18 protein-coding genes are annotated in these 21771 nt (G+C 45.9%); 4 read left to right on the forward strand and 14 right to left on the reverse strand.

Translation table 11 applies throughout. The features are described from left to right. Positions 1 to 238: 238 nt before the first annotated feature. On the forward strand, positions 239 to 724 hold the full coding sequence (locus tag NF543_RS25635; protein WP_505560193.1) for a methyl-accepting chemotaxis protein: 486 nt from the start codon (positions 239 to 241) through the stop codon (positions 722 to 724). A 580-nt stretch (positions 725 to 1304) separates the two neighbouring features. Here NF543_RS25635 and NF543_RS01520 read toward each other — a convergent pair. The 10 genes from NF543_RS01520 to NF543_RS01565 form a co-directional block, all read right to left on the reverse strand. Then, complete coding sequence (locus NF543_RS01520) at positions 1305 to 4166, reverse strand: M16 family metallopeptidase (protein WP_257666317.1); 2862 nt, start codon at positions 4164 to 4166, stop codon at positions 1305 to 1307. Positions 4167 to 4477: 311 nt separating this feature from the next. Next, positions 4478 to 5251: a hypothetical protein gene (locus NF543_RS01525; RefSeq protein ID WP_257666318.1), complete on the reverse strand. Its 774-nt coding sequence runs from the start codon at positions 5249 to 5251 to the stop codon at positions 4478 to 4480. Between the two features lie 5 nt (positions 5252 to 5256). Further along, on the reverse strand, positions 5257 to 5913 hold the full coding sequence (bamJ, locus tag NF543_RS01530; RefSeq protein WP_257666319.1) for a BamJ family beta-barrel-assembly machinery protein: 657 nt from the start codon (positions 5911 to 5913) through the stop codon (positions 5257 to 5259). A gap of 7 nt (positions 5914 to 5920) precedes the next feature. Then, on the reverse strand, positions 5921 to 6997 hold the full coding sequence (locus NF543_RS01535; RefSeq protein WP_257666320.1) for a TlpA disulfide reductase family protein: 1077 nt from the start codon (positions 6995 to 6997) through the stop codon (positions 5921 to 5923). 41 nt (positions 6998 to 7038) lie between these two features. Continuing rightward, positions 7039 to 8976, reverse strand: a complete 1938-nt coding sequence (locus NF543_RS01540) for a protein-disulfide reductase DsbD domain-containing protein (protein ID WP_257666321.1) — start codon at positions 8974 to 8976, stop codon at positions 7039 to 7041. Between the two features lies 1 nt (position 8977). Further along, entirely contained in the window at positions 8978 to 10195 is a 1218-nt protein-coding gene (locus NF543_RS01545) for a TlpA disulfide reductase family protein (protein ID WP_257666322.1), read from the reverse strand. Between the two features lie 68 nt (positions 10196 to 10263). Continuing rightward, a complete protein-coding gene (locus tag NF543_RS01550) occupies positions 10264 to 11718 on the reverse strand; it encodes a RagB/SusD family nutrient uptake outer membrane protein (protein WP_257666323.1) in 1455 nt (484 codons plus the stop codon). A gap of 12 nt (positions 11719 to 11730) precedes the next feature. Further along, positions 11731 to 15279: a SusC/RagA family TonB-linked outer membrane protein gene (locus tag NF543_RS01555; protein ID WP_257666324.1), complete on the reverse strand. Its 3549-nt coding sequence runs from the start codon at positions 15277 to 15279 to the stop codon at positions 11731 to 11733. A 58-nt stretch (positions 15280 to 15337) separates the two neighbouring features. Then, positions 15338 to 16360, reverse strand: coding sequence for a FecR family protein (locus NF543_RS01560; protein WP_257666325.1), 1023 nt, complete (start codon positions 16358 to 16360; stop codon positions 15338 to 15340). Positions 16361 to 16467: 107 nt separating this feature from the next. Beyond that, positions 16468 to 17055 carry an RNA polymerase sigma factor gene (locus NF543_RS01565; RefSeq protein WP_257666326.1) on the reverse strand — a complete coding sequence of 196 codons (588 nt, stop codon included), beginning with the start codon at positions 17053 to 17055 and terminating at the stop codon, positions 16468 to 16470. A gap of 190 nt (positions 17056 to 17245) precedes the next feature. On the opposite strand from NF543_RS01565, the gene NF543_RS01570 reads away from it, so the two are divergent. The 3 genes from NF543_RS01570 (at position 17246) to NF543_RS01580 (ending at position 18836) form a co-directional block, all read left to right on the forward strand. Continuing rightward, the gene (locus NF543_RS01570; protein WP_257666327.1) at positions 17246 to 17563 is read left to right on the forward strand and encodes a DUF4943 family protein; all 318 of its coding nucleotides are present in this window, start codon (positions 17246 to 17248) and stop codon (positions 17561 to 17563) included. Between the two features lie 63 nt (positions 17564 to 17626). Continuing rightward, positions 17627 to 18151 (forward strand): hypothetical protein, encoded by a 525-nt coding sequence (locus NF543_RS01575; RefSeq protein WP_257666328.1) that lies wholly within the window; start codon positions 17627 to 17629, stop codon positions 18149 to 18151. Continuing rightward, positions 18144 to 18836: a nucleotidyl transferase AbiEii/AbiGii toxin family protein gene (locus NF543_RS01580; protein ID WP_257666329.1), complete on the forward strand. Its 693-nt coding sequence runs from the start codon at positions 18144 to 18146 to the stop codon at positions 18834 to 18836. Before NF543_RS01575 ends, NF543_RS01580 begins: the two co-directional genes overlap by 8 nt. Before the next feature lie 80 nt (positions 18837 to 18916). Here the strand turns inward: NF543_RS01580 and NF543_RS01585 are convergent, their stop codons facing one another. The 4 genes from NF543_RS01585 to NF543_RS01600 form a co-directional block, all read right to left on the reverse strand. Next, complete coding sequence (locus tag NF543_RS01585) at positions 18917 to 19159, reverse strand: hypothetical protein (protein ID WP_257666330.1); 243 nt, start codon at positions 19157 to 19159, stop codon at positions 18917 to 18919. Positions 19160 to 19245: 86 nt separating this feature from the next. Further along, complete coding sequence (locus tag NF543_RS01590) at positions 19246 to 19446, reverse strand: hypothetical protein (RefSeq protein WP_257666331.1); 201 nt, start codon at positions 19444 to 19446, stop codon at positions 19246 to 19248. Between the two features lie 26 nt (positions 19447 to 19472). Continuing rightward, positions 19473 to 20657, reverse strand: a complete 1185-nt coding sequence (locus NF543_RS01595) for a TlpA disulfide reductase family protein (RefSeq protein ID WP_257666332.1) — start codon at positions 20655 to 20657, stop codon at positions 19473 to 19475. Further along, the gene (locus NF543_RS01600) at positions 20654 to 21766 is read right to left on the reverse strand and encodes an AhpC/TSA family protein (protein ID WP_257666333.1); all 1113 of its coding nucleotides are present in this window, start codon (positions 21764 to 21766) and stop codon (positions 20654 to 20656) included. Before NF543_RS01600 ends, NF543_RS01595 begins: the two co-directional genes overlap by 4 nt. Positions 21767 to 21771: the final 5 nt, after the last annotated feature.

The raw sequence follows: 21771 nt of genomic DNA on the forward strand, positions 1-21771 counted from the left end.
AAATGTCAACCAAACAATATAAAAAGGTCAGGGCAATCGGGCATTATCGGGTATTTCGGGGTATAATGTCCCGTTTAACGGTATTGTTTAGTCGCTTAACAGTACTGTTCAATCGCTCAACAGTATTGTTCAGATGCTCCGTTGTACTGTTGGAACGCTCCGTGGTATCATGGAGCGGCTCAAGGATACTGCTGAACAGCTTAACAGTATCACGGAAACGCTCAACAGTATTGTTCAGATGCTCCGTTGTACTGTTGGAACGCTCCGTGGTATCATGGAGCGGCTCAAGGATACTGCTGAACAGCTTAACAGTATCACGGAAACGCTCAACAGTATTGTTCAGATGCTCCGTTGTACTGTTGGAACGCTCCGTGGTATCATGGAGCGGCTCAAGGATACTGCTGAACAGCTTAACAGTATCACGGAAACGCTCAACAGTATTGTTCAGATGCTCCGTTGTACTGTTGGAACGCTCCGTGGTATCATGGAGCGGCTCAAGGATACTGCTGAACAGCTTAACAGTATCACGGAAACGCTCAACAGTATTGTTCAGATGCTCCGTTGTACTGTTGGAACGCTCCGTGGTATCATGGAGCGGCTCAAGGATACTGCTGAACAGCTTAACAGTATCACGGAAACGCTCAACAGTACTGTTCAGATGCTCCGCAGTACTGTTGGAACGTTCCTTGGTATCATGGAGCGGCTCAAGGATACTGCTGAATAGCTTAGCAGTATCACGGAAACGCTCCACAGTATTGTTCAGATGCACCACAGTACTGTTGGAACGCTCCGTAGTATTGCGGAAACGCTCCACAGTACTGTTCAGATGCTCCACAGTACTGTTGGAACGCTCCTTGGTATCATGGAGCGGCTCAAGGATACTGCTAAATAGCCCGGCAATATCACAGAGATGCCAACAGCATTGTCCAAACAGTTTCCTTTACGACTCATGCTCTGCCTGATTTGTGAACTACGCTTTATTAGTTCATTTTTAAAAGATGGCAAGCATATTGGACACCACAATCAGAGCGTGTAACTTATCACTAGGGGTCCTATTGTTCACTGCCATCTTCAATGTCTGTATAAGTAGTCTGTTCTGCACACATCGTCTCACTTAATGCCCAACCTATTATCTTTCGGTCAGCAAGGTCCATCACCGCCGTTAGGTATTTCCAAGCATTGGAGGTGGATCGCTCCCCTGAATGCCTCCTGCTCTAATAGGATTCAACGGATGATAAAAAAACAGCCCCCGTCCATCGGATGAACAAGGGGCTGCTTACAAACACATGATAAAGACTTTTTCGCTACTGCGCCTCGGGCATCAGCACAAATTTGAACAGGCGGTCTTCCTGAAGGTATTTATTGGCCACGGCTTTCACGCTCTCAACGGTCACTTGGTTCAGTTCGTCGAGGTAGCGCAGGATGTATGCCGGGTCTTCGTTGTTCTGGTAAGATCCGGACAGATGGCTCATCCAGAAACCGTTTTCCCGCAGCTGCACTTCCAGCACGCGCCTCTGCTCGATCACAAACTTATCGATATCCACCTGTTCGGGGCCATTCCGCTTGATTTTATTGACCTCGTCAAACACGGAAGCCAGCAGCGGCTCCGCTCGCTCGGGACTGGTGCCATAAGCGATGCTGAATGAATACCGCTGGCGGGGATATTTGGCATTGGAGGCCCTGGCCGAAACACCGTACACCCCGCTTTCCGCCTCGCGGATCCGTTCAATCAACTTGATATTGAGGATGCTTTCCAAGGCATCAAGCTGCATATTCTCGTCTTCGGAATAATCGTAGTCGCCGAAGTAATACAATCCTACGCTGGACTTCTGTTCCTTCCCTTTATAGACCGTGCGCTCCAGACCTTTCGCAGGTGGGTATAGCCCCAGATCGCGGGCCTGCTCCTTCCGGTGAAGCGCAGGCAACCCACCGATATACTGCAACACCAGCGGCATGATTTCCGCTTCGGTAAAGCTGCCCACGATGGTTACGGTGAAGTCAGACGCATCGGCAAAGCGTTCCCTGAAAATATCGTATGCACGTTGCGGATCCACCCAATCCACCTGCTCCACGGTCATGCTGGTGCGGCGGATATTGTTGTTGTAAAGCACTGCATTGACAGAATCCCCGAACACTTCATTCGGGTCGTCCAGTCGGTTTGTCAATGAAGCTTTCACCCGCTGCATATACCCCCGGAACACCTCTATATCCAACCGGGGCACGGTAAAATAGCCATGGATGAGCTCGAAGGCGGTCTTGAGATCTTTCTTGCCGCTCGACGCATTGAAACCTTCTGTGCGCTCCGCGATAAATGGACTCACGGAAACCTTCTTCCCGCTCAGGTATTTGGTAAGCTGCGTGGCGTTATACGGACCCAAACCGCTGCTTCCCACCACGGTCGCGGCATAAGCTGCAGACCGGTAATCTTCGTCGCCATATAGTGAGGTGCCCCCCGGGCTGAATGCCGAGATGCTGATTTCATCGTTCTTGAAGTCGGTGGGTTTAAGTATCACCCGCACACCGTTGCCCAACGTCAGCTCCGTTACGCCCAATTCCGGAATCTCCTTCCGGCCGGCTACCGTGCCTGCCTCCGGTTCCTTTTCCAGCAATGGTACATCCTGTACATCATCCTCATAAGGTGCGATATCGGCGGATTTGATGGCTGCCAGCCAATTGTTCACGGTATCCTCACCGGGCAGGTCCGCTTTTTCGCGATCAGGTGCCATGATGAGCACATCACGGTTGTTATCCACAAAGTACTGCCTGCCCATTTGATTCACTTCTTCCAATGCGATGGTGCCGATCAGCTGTTTGCCCAAGCGGTACCGGTCTTCATTGCTCAGTACATTCTCCCCTTCCAGAAAATGGTTGAGGTAGCTGCCCACGTAACTTTCCGATTTACGTTTGTCGCGCTCAGCATACGCCGATTCGAAACTTGTAAAGAAGTTATTCCTGGCCCGCTCCAGCTCGGTATCGGTAAATCCGTATCGCTTGATGCGCTCAAATTCGGTCAACAGCGCTTTGAACCCCCGCTCCATCTCGCCCGGTTTGGCGGTAAAGCTCATGGTGAACGCATCCAGCCCGCGCAGGAATCCGCCGATACTCCCCCCGCCGTTGATGAACGGCGGATCGGACTGGCGCATCAGCTCCGCGAAACGTGCGCCTGCCAGTTGGTTGAAGAGCGATTTGGTAAGCTGCGCGCGGTAGTCGCCAATCGTCTTCACTTCTGCTTCGGTATGTTTGGTGATGATCTGCACGACTGTTTGCGGCATCTCGGGATCGGTTACCGCCATGAACTGGTTCTTGCCCGAGAGCGGTATGCGGTATGCATCGCGTGCCGGCGCATCCTCCGGATTTTTCAGGTCCGAAAAAGGCGCTTTCACCCGTCGCTCCATATCCGCCACATCGATATCGCCTACGATGATCAGCGCCTGCAGGTTCGGCCGGTACCATTTGCGGTGGAAGTTGCGCACTGTTTCATAGCTGAAACCCTCGATGATCTCCTTGGTACCGATGGGCAGCCGCTGTGCATAGCGAGATTGGTTTAGGATCATCGGGAAATACTGGTCGCGCATGCGCTGCTGTGCGCCACGGCCACCCAGCATCTCGTGGAGTACCACGCCGCGCTCCTTGTCGATTTCCTCGCCGTCGAGCAACGCATCCTGCGCCCAGTCGCGCATCACCTGAAGGCCATTGCCCAGCAATTCGGGATTGTCCGATGGGATGGGCAACTGGTATACGGTCTCGTCAAACGAGGTATAGGCATTCAGGTCGCCGCCAAAGCGCACACCAGCCTTCTGCAGGTAATCGACCAGCTCATTCTTCGGGAAATGCTTCGTGCCGTTGAACTGCATATGCTCCAAGAAATGGGCCAGACCGAGTTCATCCTCGGTTTCCAATATGGATCCTACCTTGGTGGCCAGGTACATCACCACCCGGTCTTTCGGCTCCGTGTTGCGGAGGATATAATACTGGAATCCGTTGGGCAGCGTACCGCGGAGCACGCCCTTGTCCATGGGTAGTTCATCGGAGAGACGCAGGGAATCCCGGGTAATTCTGATATGTACCTCAGATCTTACGCCGAGGGCGGAAAGCATAAAAATTGAAAAAAGCAAGGTTGCCGCTAAGCTTCTTAAACTATAAAATAACATTTGAGTATTAATCATCATCATAATTTTTTAGTCCGGCTAGCGGGATTACCATCGCCGGAGTTCGCTGGAAATAAACACAACAAAACTGTCAATTATTGGAAGAAGATGCAATAGAACCATCAAAATACCATAAATTATTTGGTAATATCAAAAAAAAGCAGAAAATTAAACGGAATCAAACTTAAACAGCAACCATTTACCGAATGTAATCATCCAGCAACATGGCGATTCGCAGGTTAAAACGCAGGTAGGCAAGAGCCATCATGTACAGGCTCGCCACCCTGGCGAGGATAGACGCTATAAAGCAGTGCTCTTTTTTTACTGTACTAATAAACCGTAAAATTTATTCTATCAAGCCCTACGTTTCCTTCCTTTGGGTCATAAGCATATACCTGTACTTCATAATCTCCCTTGCCAGCGATGGGTAGCATTACTTCAAAGATATTATTCGTGTCCGTAATTTTCAACGGCACCTCCGTTATGCGGTCCCCATTTCGTTTTATAATGGCCGCCACATTATAATCCTCTGAGTTCCATGTGCCGTCCTTTGAAATGACACAACCGCAAGCCATGGTCACACTGGCTTTCAAGGATAACCTACCATTCGTTATGCTTGCCAGTGTGATATACTGCTGGGTGGTCGGTGAGAGGACATCCACAATGAATCCCGGTATTTCCACGATTATCCCGTCTCCTAAAATATGCTTACCAGGGATCAGCCATGTCTGCGTGGTCACCTTCTTTGTCCCGTTTCGGCGGTTAGCGGGCGCTACGACCTCGATGTCTACGAACGTCGGTTCGGAAATATCCACAACGGCCTCAAATTTTGAGGTTGTACTATCGGCCAGCGCTTTACCCCTGACGGCCGGCTCATACATAATTTGTTTGGTATTGCCGGATCCTCCCGTCGCCAAGCCCTTAGCGAGCACCTCTCCCGTTAATGCGTTTTTGACAACGACATGTACACCCAATGTAGCGCCTACGAATTTGGCATCGCGGGCTTTAGCCCGTATTACAACTTTTGTAGGCTGCGCCACCGCGGAAACAATACCGCACAGGAGTATTAAACTTGCGAGTATTATAATCTTTTTAATCATCATAATTTCTAATTCAGTTTTTTAACAACCTTTATTAATTCAACGTCAAAAATTAAAACTGATCCAGCTGGAATCCTAGGCCGATCCATTATACCGTAGGCAAGTGTATAAGGTACATAAAATTTGTATTTCGACCCTTCAGTCATTAACTGCAGACCTTCCGTCCATCCTCTTATAACTTTTAATAGATCAAAGGTAATAGGTTCATCCCGCTTGTACGAACTATCAAATTCAGTTCCATCGGTTAAACGCCCCGTATAATGTGCCGTTACAGTGTCCGTCAGGGTCGGCTTTATGCCACCACCTTTTGTGACAACTTTATATTGAAGACCAGACGTAGTAGTCTGTACGCCTGGCTTCAATTTATTATCCGCTAAAAACTTTCGTCCGGCCTGGATAGTTTTAGCTATTTGCGGATTAGTTATTTTCACTATAGCCAAATCTGCTTGCTCTTCGGTAAACTTTGACTTGGTATGAATCAAAACGTCGTCAATTGCCCGTGACACAATCAAACCGTTGATGGACTTCATACCCTGTTTAACGTAGGCGTTAGCAATCTTGACACCTATGGCGTAACTGGCAGAATCAGCTGCTTTCTTTAGATCCATCTGGGCATGAACACCCGCCGAGAAAAGGACGAACAATAACAATAATATGCTTCTCATAACCCCGTTATTTACCGAAAAGCTCTGCTAGCTTTTCATTCAGTAATTGTCCTCTCAGGTTTCTTGCAATGATCTTTCCTTGAGGGTCAACCAGCAACGTGCTTGGTATGGCGCTAATTCCATAGTATGTTGAAACTTCGTTTTCCCATCCTTTTAAATCGGATAATTGTGCCCAGGGCATTCCGTCTTCCCGAATCGCCTTTTTCCAGTTTTCACCATTATCATCGAGTGATACGCCCACAACCGTAAAGTTTTGATCTTTGTATTTATTATAAGCTTTCAATACGTTAGGGTTTTCAGAACGGCAAGGCCCACACCAACTAGCCCAAAAGTCTACAAATACATATTTACCTGCAAAGGCAGAAAAACTTACCGGCTTTCCATTCATATCATTCTGTGTGAAATTTAGGATGGGAGCGCCTATTGCACTTCGCTTTAATACGGCCATCCGCTCAGTCAACGCCCTGCCGTTGGCACTAGACTTAAGCCTGTCGCTTAAACTATCATAAATACGTTTAACATCTTCATAGGCACCCATAGCCGAATGGTCAGTAGCTAGAATCAAAGTGTAAGGGCCGTCTGGATGTTCTTTCGCATACTTAACAGCAGCCTCAAATTTTTGGCGCCTCACGTCTTGAAATTCCTTTTCAACCTTCAACCGGGCCTCTTTATCTGTTGTCCGAAACCTGGGTACCATGGCCGACTCAAGTTTTTCCAGCGGTTGCAGTATTTCAGCATACGCATCGGCGTCATCTTGCACTTTGGAGCCTGTAATCTTCACCCTTTGTAAAGAATCCGCATTGCCTTCCATAGTAATCTCACCACTTTCAGCATGCAACGGCACCACCCTTTTTTCAAATTGAAAATACACTTTTTGAGGTCCAGGCAGATTGGCAACCCATGTAAATTTTCCGTTCTGAGCCTTAACCGTATCAGATATCATGGTTTGACCATTCATATAATTAATGGCAAACTCTTCGTTACCCAAACCTTTAATATTACCTTTTAGCCTAACTTGTTGCCCAAAGCAGGCTGATCCTACCCATAGCAGCATTGCTGCGATTCCTACCATTTTTTTCATCATAACCGTAATTTCTATTTATTTAAAATCCTCAGCTAAGCAGCCTATAATTTAATTTTAATTTCTTGTTCCACTGGCGGATAACAAATATTATCATTACAGCACTGATAACTGATGCGACAAATCAGTTCACCCTCCCCTCTCCCTGCAAATTCCTGAGTAAAAATCGCCGATTCTTTAAATATCGTTGTCCCGCTAGCGCCATACAACTTGGCAATAGGAACACCCAGAGGGGTCATACTCGCATATCCTGATGGCGGCACAATGCTGACTTCTGTCTTAATGAACGGGTCAGCTCCTGCCACCGAATTATAAATGTGATACCCCGGATGTATTTTAAATTTGATGACAACTTCTTTATTTCCATTATCAAGGTCAACAATCCCTGCGGCAACGCTTACCGGCTCCTGGTCAGAAGTTTCGCCTGTAGTTATCTTACCGTATGCCAAAACCTTCTTTTTTAAATAGTTATTCTCTTTACTAAAGTCTAATGAATTAACAAGGAAATAATAACCCCCGCTTTCCGTAAAGAACAACTTGCTCTTGTTTGCTTCATACCATTTTCTCCATGCTTCTGGCGTATCAAAATCTACTAAAGCATACCTGCTGAGCAGGCGCTTTCCTTTCTCTATATCTTTACCGGTTTCCCAAAGTTTAATAGCTGTATTCAGCACCTCAGGATCTGACTTTTTTAACTTAAGACTTTTCAAATCTTCATCTATTTTGCCATCTCCATAGAAATAATCCATGTTCTCGTCATAGTATTTTTGATAGGCCTTGAGGTCAGTACCAAATTTGGAATATAACGGGTTTCCGGACTTCAAATATTCTTCAAGCGTTTCTGGCGTTGGCGTTTCTACTTGTCTATTTACAATACCAAGTTCCTCCTCACTAATTGGTATGCCTTTAGACTGCTTGGTTTTGATCTGCTCAATTTGCCGTTTGTGTCTTTCCGCCAACCCTGTATAGTAGACATTCATTAGTTGGTGAGCTTTATTGGAGGCTGCATATTTTTCGGTCTGAAACTCGTAGGTAGTTTTTATACGGGCATTGAATTTCCTTGCTATCACTTTCTCATCTTTCATTTTAGACATATGGACAAGCGTATTTATGAATACCACTTTTGCCTCCTCTGTCATATGATCGGGTGAGGCGGCAAAACCCCAATGGAAATAGTTCCCATGACGCCCCAAAGCCACGGCATTACCTTCTTTGAGCGAAACTCCTCCTGAAATATATTCCGAGTCTGGTGAATCCTCAAATCCGGCTCCATGGCAGATCAGACCCGGTTTTATATCGTAAGTCATATCTTCATAAGATAGCGTTTGCACCTTCCACATAGGTACTTTAGCGGGAAAGATCTTGTCTTCTCTATAATTTAATACCGATGCTTCCAAGGGCAGTGGTTTAGATGTCATGGTGATCTTAACGGGGTAAGGACCCGAGAAAATACCATGCTCAGTTTTGATGTTATAGGCATCGGCTGCCAGGCACAAGCAATACCAATCGAATTTGAGACCTATGTTATAACCTAGTTTGTAACCAGTTTCTCCGACGAACACCATTGGAGCCGAGAATTTTTCATCCAGCACCTTCACTCGCTCTGCAATAGAAATCCGGTCCTTATAAAAATCATAACCAGGTTCGTAACGCTTTGAGCCAGGGACAGCATCCATAACCGTCACGTCATAATTTGTAGACATACCTGGTTGGTAATTTTTAGCATGTACAACCGTGACTTTATTAAAATACTGGTTTAACAGTGTTTCGAAGGATCTTATCCTTTTTTCAACATCTTTATCCCAGGCTTCTTTAGTCGGTTTGTGACCCGTCTCTGAATAATTTGCTGATCCTCCTACATAGAGCACATTTAAATCAGTTTTTTTGATCTGCGCACGCATTTCGCTTATATTTGTGAAACCCAATATGGCGAACATCAAGATGATCTTCAAATGCGCTCTTATTTCCTTTCCAATTTTCATTTTATTCTGGATTAATCGATTGTTTATTAAAAATTTGTGCCAGCATTTGATCCATTTCCTGATCTCCCCTAATGCCAACAAAGCGACCTACGATCATTCCATTCGGATCGATTAAGATTTTTGTAGGCAGCGTGTATACGGCATAATTTGCGGACACGTCTTCGCTTATGTCGACTTTGTCTCCATCAACCTTCAGTCCTCGAAGGATATGTTTCCATATACCGATTTTATCGACCTCTATTGCCTGCTTCCATTTATCTACATTAGTATCATCATCAGAAACGCCAATAATTTCGAATCCCTTACGCTGGTACTGCGCATATAATTTTCTTAAATGCGGATTACTTTTTCTGCATGGCACGCACCAGGTTGCCCAAAAGTCGAGCAATACATATTTACCTTTGAAATCGGTTAGACTCAATCTTTCACCACGCAACTCTGTTGAAGTAAAGTTGGTTGCAATACTACCAGGTGATCCCTTCTTAATGTCTTCCAAAGTCGAAGAAAGAATTCTTCCCAGACTACTGTTTTTAAAACTTGCTGGGATTTTCTCGTAAATAGATGCGCTCTGCATATAAGGAATTCTGGGCGCATTATTCATTAATAATATACCGGCAGTAACCGTATTGGGATTTTGTAGTATATAGTTTATGTCGATATTGGTAATATCCAACTGTAACATTGCCTGGGCCATATTCAAAGAATCGGCCCGTTTCTTTATGGTGTTTAGCGTAGCTTCATCTTTGTTGGCGGCTATCGCAGCCTTATAATCTCCATCAGCTTTGCGCAATTCATTCAATAAAGGCGACCTTTTTGAGCGTATCGTAGCTTTCTGCTTTTCTAGTTGGTTGATATTGTCTTGAACGACAGAACCCTTTAAGGTTCCTTCAGCTAACTTTCCATCTACAAGATTCAACTGCATCACTCCCGGCTCCATAAACGCTGTAAATACATCATCTCCCCTGGTCCCGTCCGCGGAGAAGGTAGTGCTGATTGTTGCATAGACGACACCGTCGACCTCGCCTTTCAAGACAAACTTCCCGTCATTTATCAAACCACTGTCTACATGCTTTGTACCCTTATGGTCTGTAGCATAACTTAGATAGATTTTTCCATTTTTTTTGCCATCTATCGTACCTTTGATGGTATAAGGTCTCGTCTGAGCACTTGCTAAAACAAGCTGGCCGGCGGTCACTAAAAATAACAAACTTTTTAACATGATATTGATATTTGGTTTTTAATAACCAGCACTCTAGCAGTGCTGGTTAGATATTTCGAGCGGTCAGTTTAATAATTTGGTGTCAACGTAGGGTTAAAATCTGAAGAGTTTGTAGGGAACGCAAATATCCAAAGCGGTGAATTCGGGTTCAGCGTAAACGTCTCATCTACAGCTGGAGTATTTCCAGATGCAACTCTTACAATTCTTCTGGTGATTGTTATGGGGTACTTACCCTCACGATTCCATCTCTTAATCTCAACAAAATTTTGCCAGCTGAACAGATATTCAATACGAGCTGTCCTCTGCAGGTGCAAGATGGCCTGTCCTTCAGTAGCTGCAGAAAGATCTGTAGCGGCAGGATCAGATTGGTCGTTACGATGTTTTCTGATCAGGTTAATTATATCCATACCCCCAGAGATGTCACCGGCTCTGATCAAACACTCGGCCTTCATCAGGTATAAATCTGAAGTAGTCATCCCTCCGCTATTGGTATCATAGGTGGTACCCAACGGATAAAACCATGCAGTCCCGCTCACTCTACTGGTCAAGCCTACAGAGGAATAGTCATAAATGCTGTTCTTATATCTTAGAATGTTGGCTGATTCATAAAGCCCTGCTTGCGGAACGCCGCTGGTAACTCCTAATATTTCGCGGGATACATTCATTCCAGCAGGGAATGCCCTCGATTGTGAGGCATAGAATAAATTTTCCCTGGAACTCTGAAATTGTTTGTTCAAGGAATTATTTGGCAAGAATTTATTGTGGTCATCAATAAAGCTGTTGATCGCCAAAGCTTCGTTACAGGCCTTAAGCGCTTCACTATAATTTCCCATTGACATCATTACCCTGGCCCTAACAGCCAACGCAAAACATCTACCTACGCGCATGTTATTCTTACCTTCAGCAGATAAAGAATTTAAGGCAAAAGCTGCATCCAAATCTTTAATGATGTTCTCATACACCCTAGCGACGCTCAGTTTCTCATTTACCGTTTCGAGATTCAAATCTGTTGGGTAAGGGATTCCCCCGTCGGTTGCAGCCATGCTTTTGTCATAGGCCTTTGCAAATACGTTCACCAATAAATAGTGCATATAGGCTCGCAATACGTACGATTCCGCCTTAATCTTACTCAGCAATGCCTTGTCGCCCGATGCTTCATCTGCCTGGTTCAGCACGATATTGCAAACCTTCACAATATTTCCATATATGCCTTCATAAGTAGGATCCGTCACTGTAAGCGCCGAGCGATTTAAGGTTTCATCATATGTTAGCAAGGCGTAATCCAGGTTCTTAACGTTGCCCGTAACCACCTGTGGTACATTGGTATTGGATGGATAAGAATCATTTATCAGTAATGTTTGCCTGGCAAAATCGAAGGTTTCCGCCGAACTGAAATTCATATGTCGATCAAGATCTGTTGCGGTATTCAGCAAATTAAATCCTTTTGGTTTGACGTCAGTGTATTTTTCACAACCCAATAAGGTTAGTCCTAATACAATTCCCGTTAAATATTTTATTTTCATTGTCGTCGAGTTTTAGAAATTTAAGTTAATACCAAACACATATGAGGTAGGCGTAGGTAAACCAAGTGTTTCAATATCAATGTGAACATCTTTCTGCTTTGCCCACAGGATTCTCGGATTGTTTACCTGAAACCTCAGTTGTGCACTTCTTGCTTTAAATTTAGACACCAGGCTTTCAGGAAGATTATATCCTGCTACTACGTTTCTGATGCGTATAAAATCAGCAGGTCTTACCCTAATATCTGCATGTACCAATTGATTCTGGTTAGCATTGTATCTAAAATATTGGCCACTTGCCGGAACATTAGTATCTGTATTAGTCGGTGTCCAGGAATCCAAAAGGTAATTTTCCATAGAACCATACAGAGGCCACTCTTCGGCTCTAGTATTCGTTAACGCTCTCGCTACGTGACCGCCGTAATACACCATAAAAGCCGACAAGCTAAAACCCTTATATCGTACTTCATTGTTAAGGGAGGCTGATGTGATCGGTTCTGAGCTTCCGGAGTAAACCGGAACGTTCAAGTCGGAAGGCTGACTAAACCGCCTCAATGTCGGCTCACCATTGGCATCATAAAACAGCGGTTGTCCTGTTTCATTTAGCCCGGCATACCTAAAAGAGAAAATTGACCTTACCGGATAACCCAATCTGAAACCACCATCTGTAATTTCGAACGGAGAAGTATAAGCCATATCGATATAAGTCACTTTATTGGTATTTCGTGCCAGGGTAAGCGCGGAAGTCCAGCTAAAACCATTCGCAGTTGGATTTTTGAACCAATCATAGTTCAGGTTGAGTTCTACCCCTTTATTTAGCATACTTGCTGCGTTTATGGTTAACGTTGTAAATCCTTCTGACGCATCCATTCGTTGATCAGCAAAAAGGTCTGTCCCCTTCCTTCTAAACAAATCAATATTACCCGCAATCCCATAGATGTTGAAATCGACACCAACGTTTATGCTTTCGGTTTTTTCCCAGCGCAGTGTCGGGTTCGGCGCATTTTCAATGGTTGAGTTTTGCAGCAGGGTGTGTAAATTATTTCCAGAAGTGGCAGCTAACCTGGCAGTAGACCCTTCCCTGATATTACCCGTAAATCCATAGGACGCTCTCAACCTTAAATAACTGATTGCCGGTAAGGTTTCCATAAAACGCTCTCTGTTAACTATCCACGACATACCTGCAGACCACAATGGCTTACCGCGATACTTAGGATCACCTCCAAAAATATCCGCATAATCCTTACGAATTGATCCAAATAAATTGTACCTGTTTTTATAGGTGTAGGTCATATTAGCATACGAAGAAGCAAAGCGGTTCCAATTCTCGCGGATGTATTCGGATTCCAGACTTTCGGTTGAAGGGGAAGCCAATGCACTGAAAAGCGTTGTAGGAAGTCTATTCATCAGCTCCAGATTAATGGAGTTGGTAGAATGGGTTTGTAGTGCATCATCGTATCCGACATATACAAAACTGTTCCCATTAGATCTCGTTTGCCGAATCTCCATTCCAGCAAGCGTCAGGAATTCGTGGTCGCCGAATTGTTTGTTATAGTTAAATTGACCCCTCACTGTCAGAGACGGTGTCCTTAAGTATGATTTTCTTAGCTTTCCACCCACCGGCAAGTAATTGGTATCTATTAAAACGCCATTTCGATCCACCTCTTGTACAAATGTGTTACTCAGGTAACGCATCGTATAACTTTCAGCTTCAGAATAATTTGATGTATCAGCTCGGTTATCTTCAAACTGAAACATGGGAGTGAATGATAAACCTGGCAAAAGCTTTGCATTTAACCGAATGTAATATCGGGTATTCATGCTGTTGGTTTTATCAAAGTCGCGCTCTAACTCGTCTAAATGATTAAACCGGAGTGAAACCAGAGATGGTCTTTCGCCGGTTTCGGTTATGCTGCTGTATTCATTGATTTCTGGAAAGTAGTAGTTTCTGCTACCGTCTGAATTAACTAACTTATAATAAGACGGAACATTGAAAGGGGTAGTAGCAATTTCACTGGCATGACTTCTTCCGGAGCCAATAACTGTATTTACCCCATACTCCGCTATAAACCATTTGGCAACTTCGACACTCCCCTTATAATTTATATTTAATTTCCTGTTATAGGCATTGATGATCCCGCCGTTATCTGTTGTATAATTAATTACCAGGTTGGACTGTGACTTCCCATTGTTCGTCCTCAACGCGAAATTGGTCTGTTGAATAACCATGTTTTTAAGCGCATGTTTACGATACTGACTGTAGAAATCATTTTGCCGCAAGCCTGCAACAAGCTGATCAATCTGCGATTGAGGATACGCGCCGGGATTTTGGAAATTCATTTCATAAGCATAATGAATCGGCGACATTGGAACGCCGAAAGCCAGAAAAGCCTCGCCTAAACTAGGATCCGCATCAGGATCATTGTAAACCCATTTGAAATAATCGGTTTCCCAATCAATCTGTTGATTTGGAGTCATGTAGTTGTAGTAGCTATAATCTAGCTTGTCGCTGATCGTGGTATTACTGGAAACCTGGATGGTGGTTCTGTCAACTTCCTTAGCTTTTTTTGTTGTTACTACGATAACCCCGTTCGATGCCCTCGCCCCGTAAATGGATGCTGCTGCTGCATCCTTTAGGACGTTAATGCTTTCTATATCATAGGGATTAATATCCTCTATTGTGCCTTCGATTGGCAAACCATCTACAACCACAAGAATATCCCTGGATGCGTTGATAGTTCCCAGACCTCTGATGGTGGTATTACCGCGAAACCGTACCAGACCTGGCACAACTCCCTCCAGATTATCAAGAATGTTTACCGTATTACGTTTTTCCAGTTCCGCAGCTGTAACAGTGACAACAGCCCCTGTACTTTTCTCCCTGGCTATCGTCTGATATCCGGTGCTGACTACGGTTACTTCTTCCAATTCTCTCAACGAAGAACAAAGAATAACGCGCTGTAGTGAATCGTTTGTCGCTGATATGCGTAAAGGCGTATATCCTATGGAACTGAACACGACAGTGGATTCGTCATCCGGTATCAGGATAGTCCATTCGCCTGCCGCATCGGTCTTGGTGATCGCTCTACTACGGATCCCCTGAGGAAGAGCTTGCCAATTCTCAATGCCAACAGTCACCTGGGGGATAGGGGTACCATCTATCTCGACTACCCTACCTGTTACAAAACGACTACCCTTTTGTTGGGGATCAGTTGACAAGAAAGGGTGCGCCGAATTATTTGGCCTTGTTGCGGCAGCGCGTCGTGTGATGGTGTACGATTTTTCAGCGACATACAGGAAGATGAGCTCATTGGGGTACAGTACGTTTCGAAGCGCATCTTCCAACTTGTCGGTTTTTAATGCTTCAGCGGATATGAATTTGTTGTTTAACAAATTGTGCTCGTAGCTAAGGTTGGCATCAAATCTGTCTTGGATGCGGCGGATCGCTTCTGCCAGCGGTATTCGGCTTTCCTGGGCAACGGCATTGTAACCGAGACAAAAGGTCATAAGAACTAGCAGCCAACTGAAGCTCATCGTTCTCCCATTTTTCTTTCTTACTTTCAAGATATTCAGGTTAATTATTCAATAATTATTTTGGTTATTTATCGTTGCAGTTCTGTAGTCATTTGCTATTCAATATTATCGTATCTCCTTTGGTCTCTATTCGCGCTTCAAGAATATTGGCTAAGGAATATAAAATACTCTCTCGGGAGCTGAGTGACACACGGCCATCTATGCGCTTGTTCAGCAAGGCTGTGTCTCGCACTACGATTTCCTGTCCGTACAGGTGTCGGAATTCTTGGATCATCTCAGCAACCGAAAGATTTACCGCCACCATATTGCGCGAGGTCCAGGACGTAGATTGACGAACCGGTTCGCCTACCGGTAACACCTGGGAGAGCCGACCCAATTGATACTGTACCTCGTCGCCGGCAACTAAAGTTCGTATGTCTGTAGGCGCATTTCTATCCCGTAGCTTGATTTTTCCTACTAGTAGCGAAACTGTAATGCTATTATCGCGGTTTTTGATATTAAATGTAGTACCAAGCACGTCGATGGCTAGGTCTCCCGAGTAGGCGGTAAATAGACCTGATGCGGCCTTCTTACTTGGATCTACATTCAAATGCTTGACGTTGAGCATCACCTCGCCCGTGGTATACACTTCTCTCCTGTCAAACCACTGCCAAGCACGACGGTACGTGACGGAAGAATTTGCATTGAGGTGTATGATGCTACTATCTGGCAGCGTTGCTGATCTGATCTCTCCGTTTCCCGTACTGATCGTGACGGTAGCCTGTACATACCATAGGATACCCAAAAAAAATCCAACGAACGCCGCTGCCGCACTTCCAATCCGGGCATAACGACGGATTCTTTTGCGGGTCTCCGCACGACTAGCGATGGCCGTGTCTATATCGGCATATAGTGCATCCGTAAATTGATCCGAAGGAATTATACGCGCTACCGACAATAGACGCTCAGCAACTAATCGTGCGTTATCGTAAGCCTCTGCATTAGGTGGATTCGATGCACGCCAGTCTCGCAAGGTCAATGCGGAGTCCAGGTCAGGATTTTTCAGGTGCGACATAAAGTCGGGATCGTCCAAAAAATCGAAGATTGTATAATCACAATATTTACCCATCATTAAGGCCATGTTAAAAGGAAGACAATTCAAGAGTTCATTTTACCCCATGAAATTTTTATTTTTTTTGCAAAAAAATTAATACACTTAGCAGGAAGAAAAATAAGGGGTTAGTAGTTCGAATATAACATTTTGACAAATGTTAAGAGCAGAACAATATCAGCTTTTGGCATCGACAAAAATTCCTTAAGCGATTCAATAGCGCGATGGTTCAATTTGTAGAGGCTTTTCACCGAGATGTTAGTAAGCGTTGCAATTTCCTCGTAACTAAGCTCTTCGAAATAGCGAAGATAGATGACCTCGCGCTGTTTGGGCGTCAGCTGATCTAGGGCGCGGATAATTTGTTGAGCCCGTCTATTATCTTCTTCATTTTTGATGATCTGGTTTTCCAGATTGAACTGCAGGGCAAATTCTTCTTTATACGTTATAGGACTCAACTTACCTTCCTTCAGCTGTGCATTGAGCAAGCGATTCTTTAGGGCTACCATCAGATAGTGCTTTGGGCGGGATATTTGGCTTAATTTTCCACGTCCCTCCCATAGCTGTTCGAAAATATCCTGAATAGCGTCTCTAACGAGCGCTTCATCTCCTACCTTACGCATGCCATATTCATACAAGGGAGGTAGCAACATCCGATAGATGTACTCGAAGGCGGTTTTATCGCCAGAAAGGAAAAGGCTCCATTGTATATCTATCATATTGGTCATCAGTCAGCGTGCCGAATAGGCTGTCTCTTCATTTGATCACTATTCACTGGTTACAAATGTAAACATACATTTCCAAATGGATTTACAGCGCCCGTGCAGCGGGTGCACGACAAAATGCAGATTAAGCGGCAGATTTAGCAAAATCCTTCCTCGAATTGGATATACCGCTTCGGTTGACGCCATGCTGTGCGACCTGGTGATCATGCGTATCCACATCGATGTATTATTCGAACATGCCGCAGACGAGCAGTTGATAAAAAACTACCCATGGCCAAAATATGTCGCCTACCATCCCAGCGAAAAAGAAGTCGGCCTGGTCATGCTTTACGCCATCGAATTCATCCGGCAACCAAATGAATCGTCAGTGAGGGATGTGTATATCCATGACAGGAATAATGCGGAATGCGGACACGTTTGTAAGGAAATCTTCGACCGGAAGGGGAATAATCCTTCGGCGATGCTGTGTAGATATATACAAGGGTTTAAGAGGAAATCGTAATATTTTAACATCGATTCATAATTCATGATTTGTGAATTGTGAATTATTTGCGATATTTGGTTTATGAAGCAACACAAAGGGATGCGCCCTCATGATATTGCTGTTTTGCTCAAGATAGCAATTACCGAAGGTACATGGATGAGCAAGGATTTGTCTGATGCGCTGAAAATAAGTCAAGCAGAAATCAGCTACTCACTCAATCGCTCTGCCACAGCTGGTCTAATAGACCACACGAAACGCAAGGTGATGCGCAACGCATTACTTGAATTTATACGGTATGGTCTGCCCTATATATTTCCTCCAGAAAAGGGGCCAATGGCAAAGGGCGTACCCACTGCGTTTTCTGCGCCTGTAATGTCGTCGCAGATAGTGGGGAGTGGAATCGTGGTATGGCCACATATGCAGGGAAATGCAAGAGGAGAATCAATATCGCCACTTTACCCGAATGCAGTAGACGTGGCGCTGCAGGATGAACAGATGTACGACCTACTGGCATTGATAGATGTGATGCGCATAGGAAAGGTGCGGGAAAAGGAAATCGCCATAAAACAACTTAAAAACCTGATAGGAAATAAAATACATGCATGAAAACCTAGTAAGAATAAGTGCCGTATCCCGGATACTTGAAGGATTGCAACAGCCGTATGTATTCGTAGGCGGTGCTACGGTATCACTGTATGCTTCTGAACCCATCGTTGCCGAACACATCAGACCAACAGATGACGTGGACGTAGTGATTGAACTTGCTTCTTATGCGGGATATGCGCAAATAGACGAACGTCTCAGGGATATCGGCTTCGTAAATGATGTGGAATCAGGCGTACTGTGTAGATATCGTGTACACGGGATAATAGTGGATATCATGCCTACTGACTCATCTGTAATCGGCTTTAGCAATCGTTGGTATCCCGATGCTTTCCGGCAAGCAGTGCCAAGGATGCTCTACGATGGTACAGAAGTTTTGATTTTTTCGCTACCCTATTTTGTCGCTTCGAAATGGGAGGCTTTCCTGTCGCGGGGAAAGGGCGACTACAGGATGAGCAAGGATTTTGAAGATCTTGTGTACATTTTTCAACACTGCAGGGATTTTCAAGGGCAAATGGCCATCGCTCCAGGGGATGTAATGGATTATCTAAGAAACGAACTAGGTAACCGGATAAACTCAGTTGATTTTGAAGAAGGGATATTGTGCCATATGGAAGGAGGCTACTACGGAGTTGATGTGGTTGAAATTATATCCAAAGTAAAACTCAGCTTGAACATGGAATTATAAATCTAAGCATTTCGGCGTCAACTGGAAAAATTATGCGAACTATACCTGCACTGAAGCTCACTTACCTTTTTCCAACTACATTAGACTCTCGAGAGGCGGCCACCCGTTTTTATTCCGGTTTCTTTTTGGAACGAATTTAACTTATACTGGCTACGGAAAAATTCAGCAAACTGAGGATCACCTTCGTTAAACTCAATGTGCGGTTTGTAGCAGCCCAGCGGGTCTTCCTTGCGGCTTATGAATCTTTTGCGCTCCCAAAAGTAAAAGGATACAGTGGCTGAAATAAAAATCGCGATAATTGGCAAAAACGATGTGATTTCCATGGTAAAAGACTATAAAATTAAGAAACAAAAATACCATTTTCATTTGACCTGAGGCTACCGGGTGCACAGATTTCCGTTACTAACTTTTATCGTCCCCGTTTGCAACGGGGACGGGCGAGAAAGGCGATTGCATCCATCCGCCCGATGGGCTGCCTGTTGGTAAACGTGTCTGACACACTGATTCGGTCTTTTGGCACCGTCTCCAGAATGGCTTCCGTATTTAGTAATTTCAATAAAAAAGTAGGGGTTCCCGTGTCGTACCAGAATGGCTTGTATCGTTTGTTCAACCATTACACCCCATCTATTCCATCTATTAGGACATTGCCTTTGCCAGCGCCTGGTCAATTTCGTCCTTCGAGGCTTTATACAGGATGATCTTTCCCCCCTTATCCAGCAGAATGTATGTAGGTAAGTAGGGAGTCATGTACAGTTCACCCACCCGGGCCGGCATGTTTTTTCTTGGGAACTCATCAGCCACCTGGATCCAGGGCATCTGCTCGGCTTCCAGGGCCTTGAACCAGTCCGACCACTTGGAATCGTTGGTGATGCCGACGATTTCTAATCCTTTGTCGTGGTACTTGGCGTATACTTCCTTCCAATGCGGGATGGCTTGCCGGCACGGCACGCACCAGCTAGCCCAGAAGTCGAGCAGCACGTAGTTGCCCCGCAGGGACGACAGCGTGAATTCAGTACTGTCCGGCGTAAGCAATGTAAAGTCAGGCGCTACATTCCCCGGCAGGAGGGTCTTTCTTTTTTCCACAGCGGAGGTCAAGCGCTTGACATAAACCGAGGTATCGGCCGGCGCCCGGAAGGTGGCCAATAGGCGTTCCAGCTCCTCCAACGACATCGATTCGTTGAACGTGTGGTAGTTTCCCAACAGGTAGGCCCCGGCGGCCTGTTTCGGATTGGCGGCCACCACGCTGTCTATCCAACGGATTTCCCATTGATTTTTTTTCTGGGAAAGGGGTTGTATCTGGGCACGGACGGCCTCTCTGGTTTCCTGATCAGCGGCGGCTTCATATTGTTTGTTAAATAACTCAAATTGCTGTTTGAACCTTACATGCTGGGGGTCATTCTCGAAGGCGGTAAGGATATCCTGGTTGGCTGAGCCGCTCACCGCATATTGCGTGATAGTCGCACCGACGACCCCACCATAGGCAGAATAATCATAATGTTTGGCGTCAGTCGTATCGGCTTCCACGGTCAGTTTGTCGGGCTCAACGAAAACAGGGAAAGACCAGTTGCCCGGTTCAATGGTGAGTGTAAGCAACTCGGGCTGCGTGATGGTGCCCTGCAGCGTAAATCGGCCACCTTCAAAGGCCACGCTGTCTACGGTATGGCTGCTGCGGTCCGTGGGGTCCGAGCGGATCAGTTTGACGCTTCCTTCGGGAATGCCCTCCAGCTTGCCGGTCAGTATGTATGTGTCATTCGGTGTGTTTGACGCGCAGCCATAGCCTAGCCATAGCACCAGTGCGCAGTAAAATGGGGTATTCTTCATTTGTCTAAAATTTCTGCAAGTGTTTCTTCCAATGCTTCGCCTCGAAGGTTTTTTGCAACGATCTTACCGTTGGGATCGACCAGGAAGTTGGCCGGGATCGATCCCACGGCGTATTGCTTGGACACAGCATTGTTCCATCCCTGCAGGTCGGATACCTGCGTCCAGGGCAAGCCGTCCTTTTCGATGGCTGCCAGCCAGTCGGCTTTCTTGCCGGGATTGTCGAGCGAAACACCAAGCACCGTGAAGTTCTTGTCCTGGAATTTTTTGTAAGCGGCCACTACATGCGGATTTTCCTTGCGGCAGGGTACGCACCAACTCGCCCAGAAGTCGATCAGCACGTATTGGCCGCGGAAGTCGCGCAGGGATACCGGCTTGCCGTCGGGATCGTTTTGCGTGAAATCGGGTGCGGACTGGCCTACGGCAGTCGCTTTAATGCCCGCGATGCGTTGGGCCAGGTCCCTGGCAGGCGTGTTGTTTTTGGCCGTCTCATCCAGCCCATCCAGTAGCTTTTCCTGCTCATCGATATCCAGCTGCCGGAGTTCCATGCGGATAGCCCATGCGCTGATGGGAGACGCGGGATGGCCTTTAATCCATTGAATGGTTTTTTCCTGCCGCTTGGCCGAGAAGCGATCAAGCTCGGGCTGGAGGGCTTTCAGCGCTACTGTGTCCTGCTCGCTGTATAGTTCATTCGCCTTCTGGTATATTGCCTCGGCTTCTTTGTCGCGGGTGGTGGCAACGAAATCGCTATACGCTTCCACCCAAGGACTTCCGGACAGTGCTGCGTCCTTAAACAACGGGCCGTCGCCGTTGATGCTCAGGTTGCCCGGATCCAGGTAAAGGCTGAGCGTTGAATTCGGGTCTCGGTAGTTGCGCCCGATGCTGAACAAGTACATATTGCCTTCGCCGGGGGCGATCGGGATGGACAGAGAAAATCCGCCCAGTTCGGTTTTCACCGAATCGCGCCGATCGTTGCCGCCCTGTTCGCGGTAGTACACCCATTGGTCTGCGGGCAGGTTTTTAATGTGCGCCGTGACGGTAAGGCCCGGCTGCTGCCCCGAACCCGATAGGGCTACGGCGAGCAACGTGATTGATAGGATTGTCTTTTTCATGGTAT

Origin of the sequence: Parapedobacter tibetensis, assembly GCF_024704835.1 — a bacterium.
Lineage (GTDB): Bacteria > Bacteroidota > Bacteroidia > Sphingobacteriales > Sphingobacteriaceae > Parapedobacter > Parapedobacter tibetensis.